Origin of the sequence: Gordonia sp. SID5947 (genome assembly GCF_009862785.1) — a bacterium.
Classification (GTDB): Bacteria; Actinomycetota; Actinomycetes; order Mycobacteriales; family Mycobacteriaceae; genus Gordonia.
The window spans coordinates 788,178-806,076 of record NZ_WWHU01000001.1; the positions used below are offsets into that span (position 1 = coordinate 788,178).

The 17,899-nt window shown below is 65.7% G+C and carries 22 protein-coding genes and 2 pseudogenes; 16 read left to right on the forward strand and 8 right to left on the reverse strand.

Translation table 11 applies throughout. The annotated features are described in order from the left end of the window. The first annotated feature begins 44 nt into the window (after positions 1-44). Entirely contained in the window at positions 45-1,421 is a 1,377-nt protein-coding gene (locus GTV32_RS03655) for an NAD-dependent succinate-semialdehyde dehydrogenase (protein WP_161058983.1), read from the forward strand. Position 1,422: 1 nt separating this feature from the next. On the opposite strand, the gene GTV32_RS03660 is transcribed toward GTV32_RS03655, so the two are convergent. Continuing rightward, the gene (locus GTV32_RS03660) at positions 1,423-2,322 is read right to left on the reverse strand and encodes a chloride channel protein (RefSeq protein WP_237421476.1); all 900 of its coding nucleotides are present in this window, start codon (positions 2,320-2,322) and stop codon (positions 1,423-1,425) included. A 222-nt stretch (positions 2,323-2,544) separates the two neighbouring features. Here GTV32_RS03660 and GTV32_RS23305 point away from each other — a divergent pair, with 222 nt between their 5' ends. Further along, on the forward strand, positions 2,545-2,730 hold the full coding sequence (locus tag GTV32_RS23305) for a hypothetical protein (RefSeq protein ID WP_237421477.1): 186 nt from the start codon (positions 2,545-2,547) through the stop codon (positions 2,728-2,730). Positions 2,731-2,870: 140 nt separating this feature from the next. Here GTV32_RS23305 and GTV32_RS03665 read toward each other — a convergent pair whose 3' ends face one another. Both GTV32_RS03665 and GTV32_RS03670 read right to left on the reverse strand, forming a co-directional pair. After that, positions 2,871-3,275: a MerR family transcriptional regulator gene (locus tag GTV32_RS03665; protein WP_161058984.1), complete on the reverse strand. Its 405-nt coding sequence runs from the start codon at positions 3,273-3,275 to the stop codon at positions 2,871-2,873. A 23-nt stretch (positions 3,276-3,298) separates the two neighbouring features. After that, positions 3,299-4,804 (reverse strand): SulP family inorganic anion transporter, encoded by a 1,506-nt coding sequence (locus tag GTV32_RS03670; RefSeq protein WP_161058985.1) that lies wholly within the window; start codon positions 4,802-4,804, stop codon positions 3,299-3,301. 149 nt (positions 4,805-4,953) lie between these two features. On the opposite strand from GTV32_RS03670, the gene GTV32_RS03675 reads away from it, so the two are divergent. Continuing rightward, entirely contained in the window at positions 4,954-5,385 is a 432-nt protein-coding gene (locus tag GTV32_RS03675; RefSeq protein ID WP_161058986.1) for a PPOX class F420-dependent oxidoreductase, read from the forward strand. A gap of 53 nt (positions 5,386-5,438) precedes the next feature. Next, positions 5,439-5,777 carry a DUF1330 domain-containing protein gene (locus GTV32_RS03680; RefSeq protein WP_161058987.1) on the forward strand — a complete coding sequence of 113 codons (339 nt, stop codon included), beginning with the start codon at positions 5,439-5,441 and terminating at the stop codon, positions 5,775-5,777. A 14-nt stretch (positions 5,778-5,791) separates the two neighbouring features. On the opposite strand, the gene GTV32_RS03685 is transcribed toward GTV32_RS03680, so the two are convergent. Next, positions 5,792-6,919, reverse strand: a complete 1,128-nt coding sequence (locus GTV32_RS03685; RefSeq protein ID WP_343287199.1) for a glutamate--cysteine ligase — start codon at positions 6,917-6,919, stop codon at positions 5,792-5,794. Positions 6,920-6,981: 62 nt separating this feature from the next. Between GTV32_RS03685 and GTV32_RS03690 the strand changes: the two genes are divergently transcribed. Both GTV32_RS03690 and GTV32_RS03695 read left to right on the forward strand, forming a co-directional pair. Further along, on the forward strand, positions 6,982-7,410 hold the full coding sequence (locus GTV32_RS03690) for an SRPBCC family protein (RefSeq protein ID WP_161058988.1): 429 nt from the start codon (positions 6,982-6,984) through the stop codon (positions 7,408-7,410). Further along, positions 7,407-7,850 (forward strand): nuclear transport factor 2 family protein, encoded by a 444-nt coding sequence (locus GTV32_RS03695; protein WP_161058989.1) that lies wholly within the window; start codon positions 7,407-7,409, stop codon positions 7,848-7,850. The genes GTV32_RS03690 and GTV32_RS03695 overlap by 4 nt, the downstream gene beginning before the upstream one ends. Positions 7,851-7,865: 15 nt before the next feature. On the opposite strand, the gene GTV32_RS03700 is transcribed toward GTV32_RS03695, so the two are convergent. Next, positions 7,866-8,183 carry a hypothetical protein gene (locus GTV32_RS03700; RefSeq protein WP_161058990.1) on the reverse strand — a complete coding sequence of 106 codons (318 nt, stop codon included), beginning with the start codon at positions 8,181-8,183 and terminating at the stop codon, positions 7,866-7,868. Positions 8,184-8,351: 168 nt separating this feature from the next. Between GTV32_RS03700 and GTV32_RS03705 the strand changes: the two genes are divergently transcribed. From GTV32_RS03705 to GTV32_RS03740, 8 genes and pseudogenes are all read left to right on the forward strand, one after another. Further along, positions 8,352-8,642, forward strand: a complete 291-nt coding sequence (locus GTV32_RS03705) for an antibiotic biosynthesis monooxygenase (RefSeq protein WP_161058991.1) — start codon at positions 8,352-8,354, stop codon at positions 8,640-8,642. Between the two features lie 261 nt (positions 8,643-8,903). After that, positions 8,904-9,518, forward strand: a complete 615-nt coding sequence (locus GTV32_RS03710) for a PAS and ANTAR domain-containing protein (RefSeq protein ID WP_161058992.1) — start codon at positions 8,904-8,906, stop codon at positions 9,516-9,518. Between the two features lie 16 nt (positions 9,519-9,534). Beyond that, a complete protein-coding gene (locus GTV32_RS03715; protein WP_343287200.1) occupies positions 9,535-10,203 on the forward strand; it encodes a DNA alkylation repair protein in 669 nt (222 codons plus the stop codon). Positions 10,204-10,298: 95 nt separating this feature from the next. Continuing rightward, a pseudogene (locus GTV32_RS03720) lies at positions 10,299-10,814 on the forward strand (putative immunity protein). Between the two features lie 252 nt (positions 10,815-11,066). Next, positions 11,067-12,505 (forward strand): annotated as a pseudogene (gene rox, locus GTV32_RS03725) (rifampin monooxygenase). Between the two features lie 50 nt (positions 12,506-12,555). Then, a complete protein-coding gene (locus GTV32_RS03730) occupies positions 12,556-12,924 on the forward strand; it encodes a metalloregulator ArsR/SmtB family transcription factor (RefSeq protein ID WP_161058993.1) in 369 nt (122 codons plus the stop codon). Next, positions 12,921-14,009: an ACR3 family arsenite efflux transporter gene (gene arsB, locus GTV32_RS03735; protein ID WP_161058994.1), complete on the forward strand. Its 1,089-nt coding sequence runs from the start codon at positions 12,921-12,923 to the stop codon at positions 14,007-14,009. The genes GTV32_RS03730 and arsB overlap by 4 nt, the downstream gene beginning before the upstream one ends. Further along, positions 14,002-14,409, forward strand: coding sequence for a low molecular weight phosphatase family protein (locus GTV32_RS03740; protein ID WP_161062318.1), 408 nt, complete (start codon positions 14,002-14,004; stop codon positions 14,407-14,409). Before arsB ends, GTV32_RS03740 begins: the two co-directional genes overlap by 8 nt. Positions 14,410-14,435: 26 nt before the next feature. Here the strand turns inward: GTV32_RS03740 and GTV32_RS03745 are convergent, their stop codons facing one another. Then, the gene (locus tag GTV32_RS03745) at positions 14,436-14,921 is read right to left on the reverse strand and encodes an ArsI/CadI family heavy metal resistance metalloenzyme (protein WP_161058995.1); all 486 of its coding nucleotides are present in this window, start codon (positions 14,919-14,921) and stop codon (positions 14,436-14,438) included. A 96-nt stretch (positions 14,922-15,017) separates the two neighbouring features. Between GTV32_RS03745 and GTV32_RS03750 the strand changes: the two genes are divergently transcribed. Beyond that, positions 15,018-15,380, forward strand: a complete 363-nt coding sequence (locus GTV32_RS03750; protein WP_161058996.1) for an Rv2640c family ArsR-like transcriptional regulator — start codon at positions 15,018-15,020, stop codon at positions 15,378-15,380. A gap of 82 nt (positions 15,381-15,462) precedes the next feature. On the opposite strand, the gene GTV32_RS03755 is transcribed toward GTV32_RS03750, so the two are convergent. Beyond that, complete coding sequence (locus tag GTV32_RS03755) at positions 15,463-16,422, reverse strand: helix-turn-helix domain-containing protein (RefSeq protein WP_161058997.1); 960 nt, start codon at positions 16,420-16,422, stop codon at positions 15,463-15,465. Between the two features lie 157 nt (positions 16,423-16,579). Here GTV32_RS03755 and GTV32_RS03760 point away from each other — a divergent pair, with 157 nt between their 5' ends. Next, a complete protein-coding gene (locus tag GTV32_RS03760; RefSeq protein WP_161058998.1) occupies positions 16,580-17,212 on the forward strand; it encodes an isochorismatase family protein in 633 nt (210 codons plus the stop codon). Positions 17,213-17,290: 78 nt separating this feature from the next. On the opposite strand, the gene GTV32_RS03765 is transcribed toward GTV32_RS03760, so the two are convergent. Continuing rightward, the gene (locus GTV32_RS03765; protein ID WP_161058999.1) at positions 17,291-17,899 is read right to left on the reverse strand and encodes a TetR-like C-terminal domain-containing protein; all 609 of its coding nucleotides are present in this window, start codon (positions 17,897-17,899) and stop codon (positions 17,291-17,293) included.

Here is a 17,899-nt window from a genome sequence, read left to right on the forward strand (position 1 = left end):
ACAACGCGCACCACGTGTCGGCTCGGAGTCCGTAGCATCGGGTCATGAGTGCTTATGTGACGACCAACCCGACGACCGGTAGGACTGAGCACGAATACACCGGTCTGCGCGATGACCAGATCTCGGACCTCGCCGAACGATCCGCCGAGGGCTTCGAGGCGTGGCGACACGCATCGGTGGCCGAGCGTGCCGAAGCCTTGGCCAGAACCGCCGACCTGTACGAGAAACGTTCGACGGAACTCGCCGAAGCCATCACGACCGAGATGGGCAAGCCGACCAAGCAGGCAGCGGGTGAGGTTCAACTCGCCGCGGACATCTACCGCTGGTACGCCGAACACGGTCCCGAACTACTCCTCACCGAGACGCTCGATCCCCAGGGCGCAGCGGAATCGCTGGTCCAGACCCTGCCCGTCGGGCCCCTCGTCGGGGTGATGCCTTGGAACTACCCCTACTACCAGGTCGCGCGGTTCGTCGCGCCGAACCTGTTGGTGGGCAACACGATCATTCTCAAACATGCATCCATCTGCGCTGCCTCGTCGGCGCTGATGGCCGACGTGTTGCACGACGCATCGGTGCCCGAGAACGTGTACATCAACGCGTACGCGAGTTCCGATCAGGTCGCCGAACTACTCGGCCATCCGGCCATCCGCGGCGTGTCGCTCACCGGCAGCGAGGCGGCGGGCGCCGCGGTCGCCCAAGAGGCCGCCAAGAACCTGAAGAAGTCCGTCCTCGAACTCGGCGGCTCGGATCCGTTCATTCTGCTGGACACCGACGACATGGATCGAACAGCACGAATCGCCGCCGGTGCCCGTCTCTCCAACGCCGGTCAGGCGTGCAACTCGCCCAAGCGTTTCATCGTCATGGACGATCTCTACGACGACTTCGTCGAACGGTTGGTCGACGAGTTCGACAGTTCCGCGGTGGGGGACCCGACCGACCCTGACACCGCTGTCGGACCGCTGTCGTCGGTCTCCGCACGCGACACGGTGGTGGACCAGGTCGCCAAGGCCGTGGAGCAGGGCGCGACGCTTCACACCGGTGGTGCGCCGATCGACGGAGACGGGGCGTTCATGCGGCCTGCCGTGCTCACCGGCATCACCCCGGATATGGACGCCTACGCCGAAGAGATCTTCGGCCCGGTCGCCATGGTCTACCGCGTGCAGTCTGTCGACGACGCGGTGAAGCTGGCGAACGACGTCGCCTTCGGTCTCAGCGGATCGGTCTGGAGCACCGACATCGCGCGGGCCGCAGAGGTGGCGGATCGTCTCGAGGTGGGGATGGCCTACATCAACGAGCACGGCACCACGCTGCCCGGGTTGCCGTTCGGCGGCGTCAAACGGTCCGGCTACGGGCGCGAACTGGGTCGCTGGGGAATGGGCGAATTCGTCAACACCAAACTCCGTCGTACCGCGACCCGTTGATTCAGGACGGCCCGGGTGATGCGCGCTCGGGCCGTGCCAAGAGCGGTGTGGCGCGGAGTTCGGCCCGGTTCACGACGACCAGCCATGCGGCAAGGGTTGCGAACAGCATGGGTATCAGCAGATCCAGCTGCGGTACCACAGCAAGCGCCAGGAACAGGCTCATCCAGCCGTTGCGCGTGGCCGCCACCACGATTCCGACGGTGGCGGCAGCCACGGTCACCGTCACGGGCAAGCCGGTCCACAGGGCATGGACCGCGAATCCGAACGCGACGCCGACGAAGACCGCCGGGAAGATGCGTCCACCCCGAAAGCCTGCGGCGCTGGCGACGAGCAACGCGACGAGCTTGATACCGGCGAGCGCGAGAAAACCGAGCGCCGTGGTCGTCGCCATCCGGTCGGGCAGTTCCTTCATCTGGTCGAGGCCCTTGAACAACGTGATGGTGCCACCGATGACGCCGAGCACACCCAGCGCAAAACCCGCGCCGGTCAGCAGAAGGATCGGATTCGCGATCCGGTGGAGCAGTTTGTGCAACGGGTCGAACACGCGCGAGGCGGCGACCCCGACCGCTGCGGCGACGACTGCGACGCCGATCGCGACGAACACCTCGGCGACCCCGCCGTAATCTTCGGCGGGCAGATCGAGGGACATGTCGAGGTTGGTGAAGTGGGTGATGACAAAGGAACCCGTGGCCGCGGCGACCAGCGGTATGTAGAGGCGGTTCCACAGCGGTACGCGCTGGTCACCCTCGTTCGCCTCCGACAGCATGAGCGCGGCTGCGACAGGCGTCCCGAAGAGTGCGCCGATTGTGGCCGCCGTCGACAATCCGACCCAGTCGTGTGTCTGCACCTTGGGGACGAAACGCGCACCGACCGCCACCACGAGGGCGGCGTTGATCGCCATGATCGGGTTCTCGGGCCGAGGCTGATCCCGCCGGCCAAGCCGAGGATGGCAGCCACCGCCAAGCCGGGAACGACCGCCGGTGCGAGCGGTGCCGCCACCAATTCGATGGTGGCGGGATCGTCTCCGGCGTGACCCGGTGCGTACCGGATGACGAGACCGACGAGCAGACCGGTTGCGGTCAGCACGACCAGAATCCACCACCAGGTGTCGGAGGAGATCCCCATGACGGCGGTCAGGTCATCCCAGACCAGACGCTCGATCAGTTCGGCCACTGCCGATATCCCCCAGAGCAGTAGCGCGCAGACCGCGCCCACCACCATTCCGACCGGAGTCATGGCGATCAGCCGACCCACCGGGACGCGGAACTCCTCCGTGGGTCTCGGATCGCTGTTCTCGGGGCTCATCTGACGGTTCCCCACCTCCATCGGCGCAACGGACGGCTCATTCTCTCATCAGCAAAGCGCCGGAGCAGAGATTCAGATGACCTGGATCGGGTGTGTCCGAGGGAACGCAGTCACCGAGCTCACGTATGCCGGTGTCGCGCCGGACTATCGGTGATCCGCGTGGACGGCGAGCTGTGCGGTGAGTTCGCGTGCATAGTCGAGATGACGCGCCAAACGGGTGCAGGCCTGCTCGGCGCGTTCGTGGAACTCGGCGAGCGTCGCCGCCGCGGAGCGCGCGGATTCCTCGTCCACGGTGCGGGACAGGTCGTCCTGGGCTGCGAGGAGCCTCCGCATGTCGTCGAGTGTGAACCCGAGCGGCTTCATGCGTCGGATCACCAACAGGCGAGCGATGTCGTCACGGGTGTAGAGCCGGAAGCCGCCGGCCGACCGGGCTGACGGGACGACCAGACCGACGTCGTCGTAGTGGCGAATGGTCTTGATCGACAACTCGGTCTCGGCCGCCACCTCACCGATCTGCAGATGCTCCGGCTCGCTGTGCGAAGTGCTCACGCGATGTGTCCTTCCGGTCCGGCTCAGTGGCCCGCGCCGAGGTGGCCGCTGAGGCGTTCGTGGCGGGCGGCACTGTTGTCGTCGAGGCCGATGATGGTTGCGGTCTTGCCCTTTGCCTTGTACTTGGTGGTGATGGCATCGAGTGTGGCCACTGTCGATGCGTCCCAGACGTGGGCCGCGCTGAGGTCGATGACCACGTGCTGTGGATCGTTCACGTAGTCGAATTGGTAGACGAGGTCGTTGCTGGAGGCGAAGAACAGTTCGCCGCATACCGCGTACACGCGGGTGTCGTCATCGGGGTGTGCGACTTCGACGACCTCGGTCATGTGCGCCACGCGGCGGGCGAAGAGCACCATCGCGGTGACCACCCCGACGATGACCCCGTAGGCCAGGTTGTTGGTCGCAACGGTCACGGCGACCGTCGCGAGCATGACGGTTGTCTCACTCTTGGGCATGCGCCGCAACGTCTTCGGGCGCAGGCTGTGCCAGTCCATGGTGCCAACCGACACCATGATCATCACGGCGACCAACGCGGCCATCGGGATGAGGGCCACCACGTCGCCGAGGACGACGACGAGAATCAGCAGGAAGGTCCCGGCGAGGAAGGTGGAGATCCGGGTGCGTGCACCCGAGGCCCGCACGTTGATCATCGTCTGTCCGATCATCGCGCAGCCGCCCATGCCGCCGAAGAAGCCGGTGACGACGTTGGCGACGCCCTGTCCGATGGACTCGCGTGACTTGTCGGAGTGGGTGTCGGTGAGGTCGTCGACGAGCTTGGCGGTCATCAAGGATTCCAACAACCCGACCAGTGCCATGGTCAGCGCATAGGGCGCGATCACGGTGAGGGTGTGCCAGGTGAAGGGGACGTCGGGGATCAGGAACGAGGGCAGGCTGTCGGGTAGTTCGCCCTCATCGCCGACGTTGGGCACGGAGAGACCGCACACGATGGTCGCGGCGGTCAGCAGGACGATCGCGACAAGAGGTGCCGGGATGGCTGAGGTGAGTTTCGGCAATCCGACGATGATGAGGATGCCGATGCCGACCATCGGGTAGACGAGCCATGGCACCCCGATGAGGTGCGGGAGCTGCGCGGTGAAGATGAGGATCGCGAGCGCGTTGACAAAGCCGGTCATGACGCTGCGTGGCACGAACCGCATCAGTTTCGCGAGCCCGATGCCGCCCAGGATCATCTGGAAGATGCCGGCGAGGATGACCGCGGCGATCAGGTAGTCCAGACCGTGGCTCTTGACCAGCGGTGCGACGACGAGCGCGACCGCACCGGTGGCGGCCGAGATCATCGCCGGGCGCCCACCGACGATGGCGATGGTGACCGCCATGGTGAACGAGGCGAACAGTCCCACCCGGGGATCGACGCCTGCGATGATGGAGAACGAGATCGCCTCAGGGATCAGAGCGAGTGCGACGACCAGGCCGGCCAGCACCTCGGTGCGTAGACGGCGAGGCGAACGCAGGGCGGCGAGCACCGACTGTTGACGCTCAGGGGAGACGACGGTGGACGTCGGCGACATGCGAATACTCCTTCAGCCCAGGACGCACGAGCGGGTGACGGATTCACCGGCCAGAGGGCGGGGGCGTCAGGCAGTGGGCGACTCTACCCTGACGGGAGGGTAGAGATGCAAATCGGAATGGTCGCGGGCCTTCTCGGGTTGGCAAGGTCATGAGTGACGACCAGTTCGATCCACGAGCCCTGATCGCCGACAGCAGACTCGGGATCCTCGCGACCATCAAGTCGAACGGGCTACCCCAGCTGTCGCCCGTGACATCGGTCTACGACCGTGACACCGACACCATCTATGTCTCCATGACCGAAGGCCGGGCCAAGACGGCCAACCTTCGTCGGGACCCACGCGCGGCGATCGAGTACACCAGCGCAGACGGATTCACCTGGGCGACGGCCGAGGGTGACGTGACCCTCGTCGGGCCGGGCACCGATCCGGATGGCGACGAGGTCGACGCGCTCGTGGACTACTACCGGCAAGGAGCAGGGGAGCACCCGAACTGGGACGAATACCGAGCTGTGATGGTCTCGGATCGTCGAGTTCTGATGGTGCTTCGCGTCGGCCGAGTCTACGGTGCCAAGCTGCGCTGACCGAGCGCCACAGCGCGATACGAACAAAGTGCGCAACACGAGAGAGGGGTTCGATGGCCGACAACGATGGTCCGGTGTATGCACTGAACCTGTTCGACCTGGCCGACAACGAGGACTATCGGGCGTACTCACGGCGGTCGTTGGCCGAGGTGCAGAGCCATGGCGGGCGAGTCGTCTCGTTGGGTGGGTTCCGGGACGCCGAGGTAGGCGACATCGCTCCGCGGCAGGTGATGGTGTTGGTCGAGTGGGATTCGATCGAGGCGTTCGAGAGCTATCGCGATGATCCGGCCCTCGCCGGTCTCCATCGACTACGGGAGAACGGCACGACCGGCTACATCTGGCATCTCTTCGACAGGCTCGACGACCTGCGTCCGCTCCTACGGCGGTCCTGAGTCGCCGCGGTCGTTCAGCTGGTGAACTCTCGGGCCGCCGACTCGACGATGTCGCGTCCGCTCGTGCTCAGCGCGAATCGCCGGCGGCGACGACTGGCGCCGTTACCCTCGGCGCGCAGACGTTCCACGGCGGCCGCGACCAGCGCACGGTCCCCGAGGTCGTCAAGTGCCGGACGGACGTCGGCGACGAGCGACTCGAGTTGAGTGAGTGCCGAAACCGGTTGCTGCGTCACGACATCGATCCCGTGGCCTTCTATACCGTCGTGTGCTGCCTTCCACATGGCCGCTGCCAGGACATCGGAATCGATCACCGGCGGGGGGACGCCTGCCGCGATGTCGCCCAGCGCCGTGACGACCAGGGCGCGGACGAGCGCTGCCACCACGACGGCTTCGTCGGCGCGCGGCTGGACATCACCGACCCGGATCTCGACGGTGGGCAGGTGGTCGGACGGGCGGATGTCCCAATAGACCATGTGGTCGTCGAGAATGGCGCCGCTGGACAACAACATCGCCACGATCTGTTCGAAGTGCTCACGGGAGCGCAGGTGTGGAGGCGGCCCCGACGCCGGCCATCGAGACCAGAGCACCGAGCGCCAACTGGCATGTCCGGTGTCGGCATCGCGATAGATCGGCGAATTGGCAGACAGGGCGAGCAAGATCGGCAGCCGTTGCCGAAGGTGATTGCTGACGGCCACCGCGGTGCCGCGGTCGGGCACACCGACGTGGATGTGACACCCCGAGATGCCCTGCTCGTGTGCCAGCATTCCGAACTTCTCGCCGATATGGCGATATCGCTCCGTTTCGGTGATGGGGAAGTGGTCGGGCACGGTCGGAGGTACGCCCGCGGCGATCACGGCAACGCCGACCTCGTCGGCGGCTTCGGCGACGATGGTTCGGAGCCTGCGTAATTCGGCGAGCACCTGGTCGCTGGTGATACACGCAGACGTGGCGGTCTCGATCTGGCAGGACGTCAACTCCAGATCCAGCTCGACGCCTCGACGTGCGGCGGCCGCAGCGACTTCCCGGTTGCGGCCCACGGGCTGCCCGGTGAGCTGATCCACCAGGATGAACTCTTCTTCGACGCCGACCGTCGGCAGCGCCTCCCCGGGGTCACCCGCGGTTGACGAGTCGGCGAACCTCACCTTCTCATCGTACGGTCGTCAGGGGGATACCCCGCCCGATCTGTCACAGAGGAAGGTCCAGCATGGCCGGAGTAGAGGTCGAGGTCGATTCGGACATGAGCCCGACGGCCGCGTGGGAGCTCGCATCAGATCTCGGCAGGTTCTCAGAGTGGATGACGATATTCGGTGGCTGGCGGAGCGACCTCCCGTCCCGGATCGGGGAGGGGACGGAGGTGTCCTCGCTGATCAAGGTGAAAGGCTTTCGGAACATCATCCATTGGCGGGTGACCGAATACGTCGAACCCGAGGTGATCGCGCTCGCCGGTCGCGGCCGGGGCGGTGTCCGGATCGACCTCACGATGAAGGTCACGCCGGCCGAGTCGGGATCTCATTTCGGCTTGCACGCCGACCTCAGTGGTGGTCTACTCAACGGCCCGGTGGGCCGGTTGGTGGCGCGGGTGATCGAATCCGATGTCCGAGCGTCGATCAACAATCTGGCCGGGCTCTCATGACCGTCGACGACGACCACCACGCGATCTGCACGCTGCTCTACCGATACGCGGAGCTCCTCGACGCCGGGGACTTCGCTTCCGTCGGCGAGCTGTTCGCCGACGCGGACATCACCATCCGCGGAGAGGTCACCGGCCATGGCGCCGCGCATGTTCGCGCGATGTTCGAGACGATGGTGGTCGTCCATCCCGACGGGACGCCGCGGACCCGACACCTGATCACGAACCCGATCATCGACTTCGACGGCCGCGACAACGCTCGTGTCCGATCCTGCTACACAGTGCTGCAGCAGCGCGAGGCCCGCATCGACATCGTCGCGTCGGGCCGCCATCTCGACACCATGGCGCGGCGTGGTGGTGAATGGACCTTCACCTCGCGCGATTACGGATACCTCGAGCTCGTCGGAGACACGTCCGAACACCTACGCGCGCAGAGTCGATGATGACCGCCGGGTGTGTCAGCCCTGACCACGCATCCGTTCGAAATACGACCGCAGCGCGAAGCCGGCCGCCGATGCGCTGATGCCGAAGACTCCCCAGAATTGAGCGCGATGCAAGTGGGCGCGCTGTGAATACACGATGGCCCCGGTGGCGCCGGCGTTCGCCGACGCCCACACGAGGTTCTCCAGCGGAGAGGAATCACCCACGCCGGGCGGGTCGGCAAAGGGCGTGGGAAACGGCTTGCCGGCCAGCGCATGGGCAAGGTGTGGGACGACATTGGCTGCGACTGCACCGGCGCTTGCGGCCGCAACATGTCGTGTCCACGTGGTATTCACCGGACGCCCCCTGCCTTCGTGTTCTCGTGCAGAACACGGCCCGTCGCCGCCGAGTTCACGCACAGTGCTCGATCGATCGTAGTCACGGACGTCGCGATGAGATGTGGCCGTCCACATGGTCTACCCGGATGACCGGTACACACATCCACGGGAAACGGCAGGCACCTCATGGTCATCGTCGCGGGACACATCACCGTCGAGCCCGAGCATCGCGAGACCTACCTCGCAGGTTGTGTGACGGTCGTGGAGAAGGCGCGGCGGACGGAGGGGTGTCTTGACTTTGCGATCGACCCCGACCTGCTCGATTCCGTTCGCATCAACATCTTGGAGCGTTGGCGGTCGCGGGCCGACGTCGAGGCCTTTCGCGGGAGTGGTCCGGGTGACGACCAGGGTGCCGCCATCCGCTCCGCATCGGTGGCCGAGTACGAGGTCGGTGACGTGCGGCTGTTGTCCGGATAGGCGAGAAGCAAGCGGCGCCCGGCAGGACCGGCACCGGCAGATAGTTCTCGGCCGAACTTCCGGTTAATATGTGCTCGGCAGTTAAGCAGCAGCGGCCGGTGAGACTGTTAGTTGGGTCCCAACTTCAGCCACATGACGGTCTTTCCACGGCGGAAGGGTCGCAATACATGTGTGCATGACGTCCGGGGATGCACAGGAGGCGCACGAAAATTGAACGACTTCGCGTCCAGGCGTGGCGCGGGCCATACGGGTGAGCACGGCATGCAGAGGGTCGGTAGTTTCCGATTCTTGTACGAAGGTGAGCGGTGGGAATGGTCGGATGAGGTGGCCGCGCTCCACGGCTACGAGCCCGGTGAGGTCACTCCGACGACCGAGCTGTTGATCGGGCACAAGCATCCAGATGACCGTGTCCACTTCGAGGCGATGCTCGCCGAGATGCTCACCCACCACGCGCCGTTCTCCAGTCGGCACCGGATCATCGACACCCAGGGGCGCGTACGGCCCGTCGCCGTCATCGCTCACAGCATCACGGACCCATCCGGAGAATGCATCGGGACCGAGGGTTTCTACCTCGATCTCACGGAGTCGGTCGACGCGTCGGTGCGAGAACAGCTCGACGACCACGTGCAGTCGTTTCGGACCTCACGCGGTTCGATCGAACAGGCCAAAGGCATGTTGATGCTCATGTACAGCGTCAGCGCCGAACGGGCCATCGACGTGCTGAAATGGCGGTCGCAGGAGGTGAACGTGAAGGTGCGCGATGTCGCGGAGTCTCTGATCGCTGAGTCCGTCGCCAGTCTTCAGATACCGGATCACACCCGACGTCAGTTCGACAACATCGTGCTCAGGGCGAGCAGCGGATCACGGGTGGATTGACGTCAGGGGACTCAGGGTGGCCGAGACCACGGTGGCAGAGGTGATGGCCGAGCTGGCCGAACTCGACGACCCGAAGACCCGCGAGGTGAACTCGAGGCACGGCGACGATCACGGGGTGAACCTCACCAGGCTGCGAGCGGTCGCCAAGCGTCTGAGGACCCAGCAGCAACTCGCTGTGGAACTCTGGGAGACGGGGGACAGCGCAGCACGATTGCTCGCGCTCTTGATCTGCCGCCCCAAGGACTTCGACCGTGACGAGCTGGATGCCATGGTGCGTGATGCGAGAACGCCCAAGGTGCACGACTGGCTCGTGAACTACGTGGTGAAGAAGAATCCGCATTCGGAGATGCTGCGTGTGGCCTGGATGGCCGATCCCGATTCCGTGGTGGCGAGCGCCGGATGGGCGCTGACTGCCGACCGGGTGACGAAGGCGCCGGACGTTCTCGATCTCCCCGCACTGCTCGATGTTGTCGATGCGGAGATGAGACAGGCTCCGGACCGCCTCCAGTGGGCGATGAACGCCTGCCTGGCCCAGATCGGGATCGCACACCCCGTTTACCGAGCCCGCGCGATCGAGATCGGTGAGCGCTTGGAGGTCCTGAAGGACTACCCGACCTCTCCGGGGTGCACGTCGCCGTTCGCCCCGACGTGGATCACGGCGATGGTGAATAGGCAGGGCTGGTAGCCAGATCCGACAACGGCGCGGTGGTGAGGCTTCGAGAAGCGCGGGATGGCGGAGGAAGTCCGCAGCCGGTCGGCCCGGTCTGCGACGATGTGTGCGTGATCCTCCCCAAGGAACGCGACCCCCGTTTCATCACCATCCGGCGCGGTGGAACCCTCACGGACGACGACCACCGGCTCCTGGCGCTGTGGGCGGCGGCGTGTGCCGAGCACGTTCTCGCGCTCTTTGAACAGGCGCGGCCCGACGACCCACGTCCACGTCAGGCGATCGGACATATCCGTGCCTGGGTGCGTGGTGAGGTCCCGATGATGGACGCGCGTGCGGCCGGTGGGCACGCGATGGGTGCCGCCAGGGATCTGAGTGGGGCGCCTCGTCACGCTGCCTACGCCGCGGGTCAGGCCGGGGCGGTCGCTCATGTCGCGGCACACGAGTTGGGCGCCGCGGCCTACGCGATCAAAGCCGTCCGCGCAGCAGCGCCGAAGGGCGGCGGCGAGGCCGCGGGACGGGCCGAGTGTCGTTGACAGCGTGAGCAACTCCCGGATGCCATCCGTGAGCTGGTCCTGGACGACCAGCGGTTGCGCAACGAAATCTGTTGGTCGGTGTTCGAGAGCTGATGTGCGGAATCTGATCCGGATTCAGTCGCCACAGCAGCTGTCTCCATGATCGCCGGAAGGACAGCGAATCCTGTATCCAGAAACAGCTGAATTGCGCATCCGACGTTCGAATCAGGGTGCCGAAGCCGGACGGGTGATCGCTTCCACCTTCACCATATCGCGTGGTCCTGGGCTTGCGGCAAGCCCAGGGTGATGGTGCAGACTCGTCTGCTGCGAGCAAGGCACGCGTCTTGCCGGGGAAGGCGGGTTCGGATGTACGACGTCGTGGTGGTCGGTGCCGGACCGACAGGACTGATGCTGGCGGCTGAACTCCGTCTGCAGGGCGTGGACGTGGTGGTGCTCGACAAGGACGTCGAGCCCACCGAGCTCGTCCGCGCGCTGGGCATCCACGTTCGCACCATCGAGATCATGGAACAGCGTGGTCTACTGGACCGTTTCCTCGCGCGGGGCCAGAAGTATCCCTTGCATGGATTCTTCGCGGGCATCTCCAAACCTGAGCCACCGCATCTCGACACCGCCCACGGATACGTGCTGGGCATACCGCAGCCCGAGATCGACAAAATCCTCGCCGAGCACGCCACCGAGCTCGGTGCGGAGATACGGCGCGGTGGGCGAGTCGTCGCCGTTCACCAGCGCGATACGGAGGTTGTCGCCGAATTGTCCGATGGCACAACGCTTCACGCGCGTTACCTGGTTGGCTGCGACGGCGGGCGCAGCACGGTCCGCAAGCTGATCGATGTCGGATTTCCCGGCGAGCCGTCGACCGCGGACACACTGATCGGCGAGGTCGACGTGACCATGCCCGAGGAGGAGCTGACCGCCAAGGTCGTCGAGGTCCGGGAGACGCAGAAGCGTTTCGGGATCGGCCCCTCGCCGTCGGGAAGCGGTCGACACCGCCTCGTGGTCCCGGCGGCCGACGTGGCCGAAGGCCGCACGGCCGCGCCCACCCTCGATGAGATCAAGCAGCAGCTCCGCGCCGTCGCCGGCACCGACTTCGGCGTTCACTCGCCGCGTTGGCTCTCGCGGTTCGGGAATGCCACGCGTCTGGCCGAGCATTATCGTCGGGCCGGGTGTTCCTGGCCGGCGACGCCGCACACATCCATCCGCCGATGGGAGGCCAGGGCCTCAACCTCGGGGTGCAGGACTCGTTCAATCTCGGTTGGAAACTGGGCGCCGCGATCAACGGCTGGGCGCCGCCTGACCTCCTCGACAGCTTCGAGGCCGAACGTCGACCGGTGGCGGCCGACGTGCTGGACAACACGCGTGCGCAGGCGGTGTTGGTCTCCACGGACGCCCATTCGCAAGCCGTGCGGCGATTGATCGCTGATCTGATGGACTTCGACGACGTCTCGCGCTTTCTGACCGAGAAGATCACTGCGATATCGGTCCGCTACGACATGGGTGATGGACATGAGCTGCTGGGTCGTAGGCTGCGCGACATCACGTTGACCGGAGGAAATCTCTACGGTCTGATGCGTGCAGGCCGAGGACTGCTTCTCGATCAGACCGGTCAACTCTCGGTCGAAGGTTGGGCTGACCGGGTCGACCTTGTCGTCGACTCCGGTGACGAGCTGCACGTTCCCGCCGTGCTCCTCCGTCCCGACGGCCACGTGGCGTGGGTAGGTGCGGCTCAGGACGATTTGGATGTTCATCTGGCCCGATGGTTCGGCAAAGCGGTGCCTCGAACCTGACCGCTCCACTCGAGGTGGCGTGATGATTCGATATCTGTCAATATCGACGCATGTCGAAACAGGGGCTGTTTGTGCCGGCTGTCGGCCGAGGGTTGGGCGCCGAGGACGCAACTGAGTTCTCGTCGGCGCTGAAGGCTCTTGGTGACCCGGTGCGGTTGCGATTGTTGTCGGAGGTTGCGTCGCATCCTGGTGGTGAGGCGTGCGTGTGCGATATCTCGGGGCCGTTCGAGTTGTCGCAGCCGACGATCTCACATCATCTGAAAGTGCTGCGCGAGGCGGGAATGGTGAGTAGTGAACGGCGCGGCAGTTGGGTGTACTACCGAGTGAACACCGGCGCGCTGAGCCGGCTGGCGGATCTGCTGGGCGGATTGGCGGCGGCGGTGGTGGGGGAGCCGCGCTCGTGTGAGGTGCCGGAGTGAACGCGACCGAAACCGCCGTGGCGGGAAAACTCTCCGTGCTCGACCGGTTCCTGCCGGTGTGGATCGGCGCGGCAATGCTCGTCGGACTTCTGCTCGGTCGCGGCGTTCCGGGTCTGGGCGAGGTGCTGGCGGCGGTGGAGATCGACGGCATTTCGCTTCCGATCGCACTGGGGTTGCTGATCATGATGTACCCGGTGCTGGCGAAGGTGCGCTACGACCGGCTCGGTTCGGTCACCGGTGATCGCAGGCTGCTGCTCGGCTCGTTGATGCTGAACTGGATCATCGGACCGGCGCTGATGTTCGCGCTGGCGTGGCTGTTGCTACCGGATCTGCCGGAGTATCGGACCGGGCTGATCATCGTCGGCCTGGCTCGCTGTATCGCGATGGTCATCATCTGGAACGACCTCGCGTGCGGAGACCGCGAAGCCGCCGCGGTCCTTGTCGCTCTCAATTCGGTGTTCCAGGTCGTCATGTTCGCCGTGTTGGGGTGGTTCTATCTCTCCGTCCTGCCCGGGTGGCTGGGCCTTGAACAGACGGCCATCGAGACCTCGCCGTGGCAGATCGCGAAATCGGTACTCATCTTCCTCGGGATCCCGCTCGTCGCGGGCTATCTCACGCGTCGGCTGGGCGAGCGCGCAAGGGGACGCGACTGGTACGAATCGTCTTTCCTGCCGCGGCTGGGACCGTGGGCGTTGTACGGGTTGCTGTTCACCATCGTGATCCTGTTCGCGCTGCAAGGGGAGCAGATCACCTCCCGGCCATGGGATGTCGTGCGGATCGCGCTGCCGTTGTTGATCTACTTCGCGGTGATGTGGGGCGGTGGGTTCCTGCTCGGCGCCGTTCTCGGGCTGGGGTATGAGCGGACCACCACGATGGCGTTCACCGCTGCGGGCAACAACTTCGAACTGGCGATCGCGGTCGCAATCGCCACCTACGGCGCCACCTCTGGGCAGGCGTTGGCGGGAGTCATCGGCCCGCTGATCGAGGTGCCGGTGCTCGTCGGCCTGGTCTACGTCTCGCTGGTGTTGCGTCGCCGATTCGCCACGCCCGCTGACATGGTGGCGGGTGGTCACCGTGCTGCCTGATCACATCACGGTGTTGTTCGTCTGCGTGAGCAACCGCGGCAAATCAGTGATGGCCCAACACCTCACAGCCGCGGTCACCGATCACATCGAGGCAACTTCGGCCGGAACCGACGCCAAGGTGGGTGCCCGGGTCAACGAACTGTCGGCGCAGGTGCTCGCCGAGGTCGGTGTGGACGTGTCAGGCCATCAGCCACGTCAACTGACCGATGAGCTGATGCGAGCCGCAGACCTGGTCGTGGTGGTCGGCACCGCCGACGTCTCTGTGCCGGACGGGGTGGAACTCGAGGTGTGGAAGACCGACGAACCCTCTCTGCGCGGTATCGAAGGGATCGAACGGATGCGACTGGTCCGCGACGACATCACCGAACGGATCCGTGTCCTCGACGACCGGTTGCACTAGCGGCGTGGGCGTGTGCGCGTTCGGATTCAGCAGCAGGCCGTGGCGGCTTCCGCAGGATCGTCCGTACTGGGGCCGCAACACCCCGCGCTCGGCGCCGAGTCGTCGGTGGCGTTCTGCTCCAACAGTTTAGGGCTGGTGCCGAAGGTGTCCGAGTCGGCGAGCACGGCGTACACCTCCCACTTCTCGTCCGCCGGGCCGGTCACCCACACCTTGTCCTGCGTGGCGAAGCAACACGTTGAGTTGATCTCTTCCTGCGTGAACAGACCCTCGCCGGAGAGACGCGCGATCTCGGAGTGCACCTTCTCGCTGGACTCCACCTCGACTCCGAGGTGGTTGATCGTGCCGCCCCGACCAGGGCTCTCGATCAGCACGAGCTTCAGTGGCGGCTCGTCGACGGCGAAGTTCGCATATCCTGGCTTGCGTTTTGCCGGTGAGGTGTTGAACAGCTTGGAGTAGAACTCGACCGCGGTATCGAGATCGTCGACGTTGAGCGCGAGTTGCAGACGGGACATGACGAGCCACCTTTACCTGTGAGACATATATCGAAGTCAGGATTCAGGATGCGCCACCTCTTCGACATATGTCAAGGTTCCCGGTACGGTGAATTCATGCCCAAGGCTTTGCCCGTCATCGACATCAGCGCTCCCATCTGTTGTGAACCCGTGTCGGTGGCCCCCTTGGATGACGCCACCGCGCTGGAGGTCGCGCTGCGACTCAAGGCGCTGGCTGATCCGGTGCGGATCAAGCTGATGTCGCTGCTGTTGACCGACGGGGCAGGGGAGCTGTGCACCTGTGACCTGGCGGCCTCGGTCGGTCTGACCGAGGCCACCACCAGTCATCACCTGGGTCAGCTTCGGAAGGCCGGGATGGTGGTGCCGGAACGCCGCGGCATGAACGTCTATTACCGCGCTCGCCGGGATTCCCTCGACGCGTTGTGCTCCGTGCTGGGTGCCGAGTCCCCACGCGCCTAGCTTGGATCTCGTGAGCCCGATCCGGTCGCCCGCGTAGAACGCGATCGAGACCCAGATGTGTTGCACTACAGCATTTTCGGTATCAAACGTCCCGGTCGGCGTGCCGGAACTGCCGTCGGTATGACGAGGGTGTCACTGCATACTGCGCGGTGAAGTTCTGCCGAAAGGTCACCTCGCTGTTGAAACCCGACGAGTGCGCCACCAGACGCAGGTCCCAGTCAGTGGTCTCGAGCAGGGTGCGGGCCCGCTCGAGTCGTTGCCTCAGTACCCAGCGGGCGGGTGTCGTGCCGGTTGCGTTGCGGAACTGGCGGATGAAGCTGCGCTTGCTCATCCGCCCCCGCTCGGCCAGCGCCTCGACGCTGAGTTCGCCGTCGAGGTGCTCGAGCGCCCAGTCCAGGACGGCGCTGATGGTGGTCGACGACGCGGGCGCCGACAGTGGCTGTTCGATGTACTGTGCCTGACCGCCTTCGCGGTGCGGGGCCACGACCATCCGGCGCGCCACCCGGTTGGCCAGGTCGGCACCGCATCGCTCCCGGACCAGATGCAGGCAGGCGTCGATCGAGGACACGGTGCCGGCCGAGGTGATGACGTCGCCGTGGTCGATATAGAGGACGGAGTTGTCGGCCAGGTTGCCGCCCCGCGCGGTCAGCAATTCGGCGGCAGCCCAGTGCGTCACGGCCGGCCTGCCGCGCAACAGCCCGGTGTCGGCCACCGCGAGTGCCCCCAGGCACAGTCCGGCGATGGTCGCGCCCCGGTCGTGGGCGGATGTCACGTGCCGACGGAGTGCGTCGCTCACCGGCGGTGCGGACTTGGGCCACGACGGGATGACCACGATGTCCGCGTCGACGGTGGCCTCGGGGCCTGCGAGTCCGGAAAAGCGATGCCCTTCGGCCAGGCGTACCTCGCCGGCAGTGGTGGACCACAGGGTGATCGACCACGCCGACGGGTCCCCCGAGAGCTGGGCTGCTTCCTGGAACACCAGCTGCGGGGCGGCGACGTGGAAGAGCGAGACGCCGTCGAACATGTAGATCGCGACGCGCATCGTCACCTCACTCCGCCTGCGTCCCGTGGTGGCGCAAATCCATCGCAAATGGGCAATCGTGCCACCTATGCGGCTGATACTAGCGCAGCACAATGGCCCGTACATGCACTCGGACGTTCAAGTTCGGGTGTGTCCCGACCGGAAGGACCTCCACCTCATGCCCGCTCCGAAGCGCGCCCTCATCGTCATCGACGTCCAGAACGACTACTTCGCCGGACCCGTGCAGGTTCAGTACCCGCCGCGCGAGGAGTCGATCGGGAACATCGCCTCCGCGATCGACGCCGCCACCGCGGCGGGTCTGCCCGTCGTGTCGCTGCAGCACACCTTCCCGGCCGACTTCCCCGTCTTCGCCGACGGCTCGGAGGGGTGGAAGCTGCACCCCGAGGTGGAGCAGCGGGTGACCGCGGAGTGGAAGATGGCCACCAAGCAGACCGGCAGCGTCTTCGGCGGCACCGATGTGGCGGAGTGGCTCGCCGAGAAGGGCGTCGACACCATCACCCTCGTCGGATACATGACCAACAACTGCGTGCTCTCCACCGCCGCCCACGCCGAGACCCTGGGTCTGGCCGTGGAGGTCCTCTCGGACGCCACCGGTGCGATCAACCTGGCCAACGAGGCCGGTTCGGTGTCCGCGGAGCAGCTCCACACCACCCTGATGGTGCTGCTCAACTCGAACTTCGCCGCGGTGGGGGCCACTTCGGCGTGGACCGATGCCCTCTCCGGCGGCACCGCGCTGGAGAAGGACAACCTGGTCGCCTCGGCGGTGGCGGGGGCACAGGCTCACAGCTGAGATGAGCTGAGTGATACCGCGAAGGCGCCGATCCCGGAAGTTGTCCGGGGCCGGCGCCTTTCGTCGTCGGCAGGCTCCTCAGGGCCAGCGTTCGGTGATCAACTGGGTCATCTCGTCCACCCAGGTGTCGTCGAGCGCGGCGTCGTTCCGGATCAGGATGCGAAAGATCGCGGTGCCGGCGACGACCTCGGCGAGCATGGGCAACTCGTCGTCGCCACGCCGTTCCTGCCCGAAGCGGGATTCGAAAGCTGCAAGGTTCCCGGCCAATCGCTCGATCATCATGGTGTGCACCTGAGGGTCGGCGACTGTGTCGGCGATCAGGCCGGGGAGAGCCAACCGCACCTCGGGGCTGTCGAACATCTCCCGGACTGTCTCGATCAATGCGCGGATATCGGCGCGGATGTCGCCGGAACCGTCCGGGGTCGGGATCTCCTCGGCGGACAGTACCGCCTCGTGAACCAGCTGCGCCTTCCCCGACCATCGCCGGTAGATCGCGGCCGTGGTGGTGCCGGCGCGCGCTGCGATCGCCGAGAGCGACAGCGCGGAGTATCCCGTTTCGAGGATCAACTCTCGAGTGGCCGCGATGATCGCGGCGTCGATCCGGCCGTCGCGCGGCCGCCCCGGCGCGGATGGGCCGGACGTCTCGCCTGCGGACCTCTTGCCATTGCTGCGGCCGTCTGCTGTCAT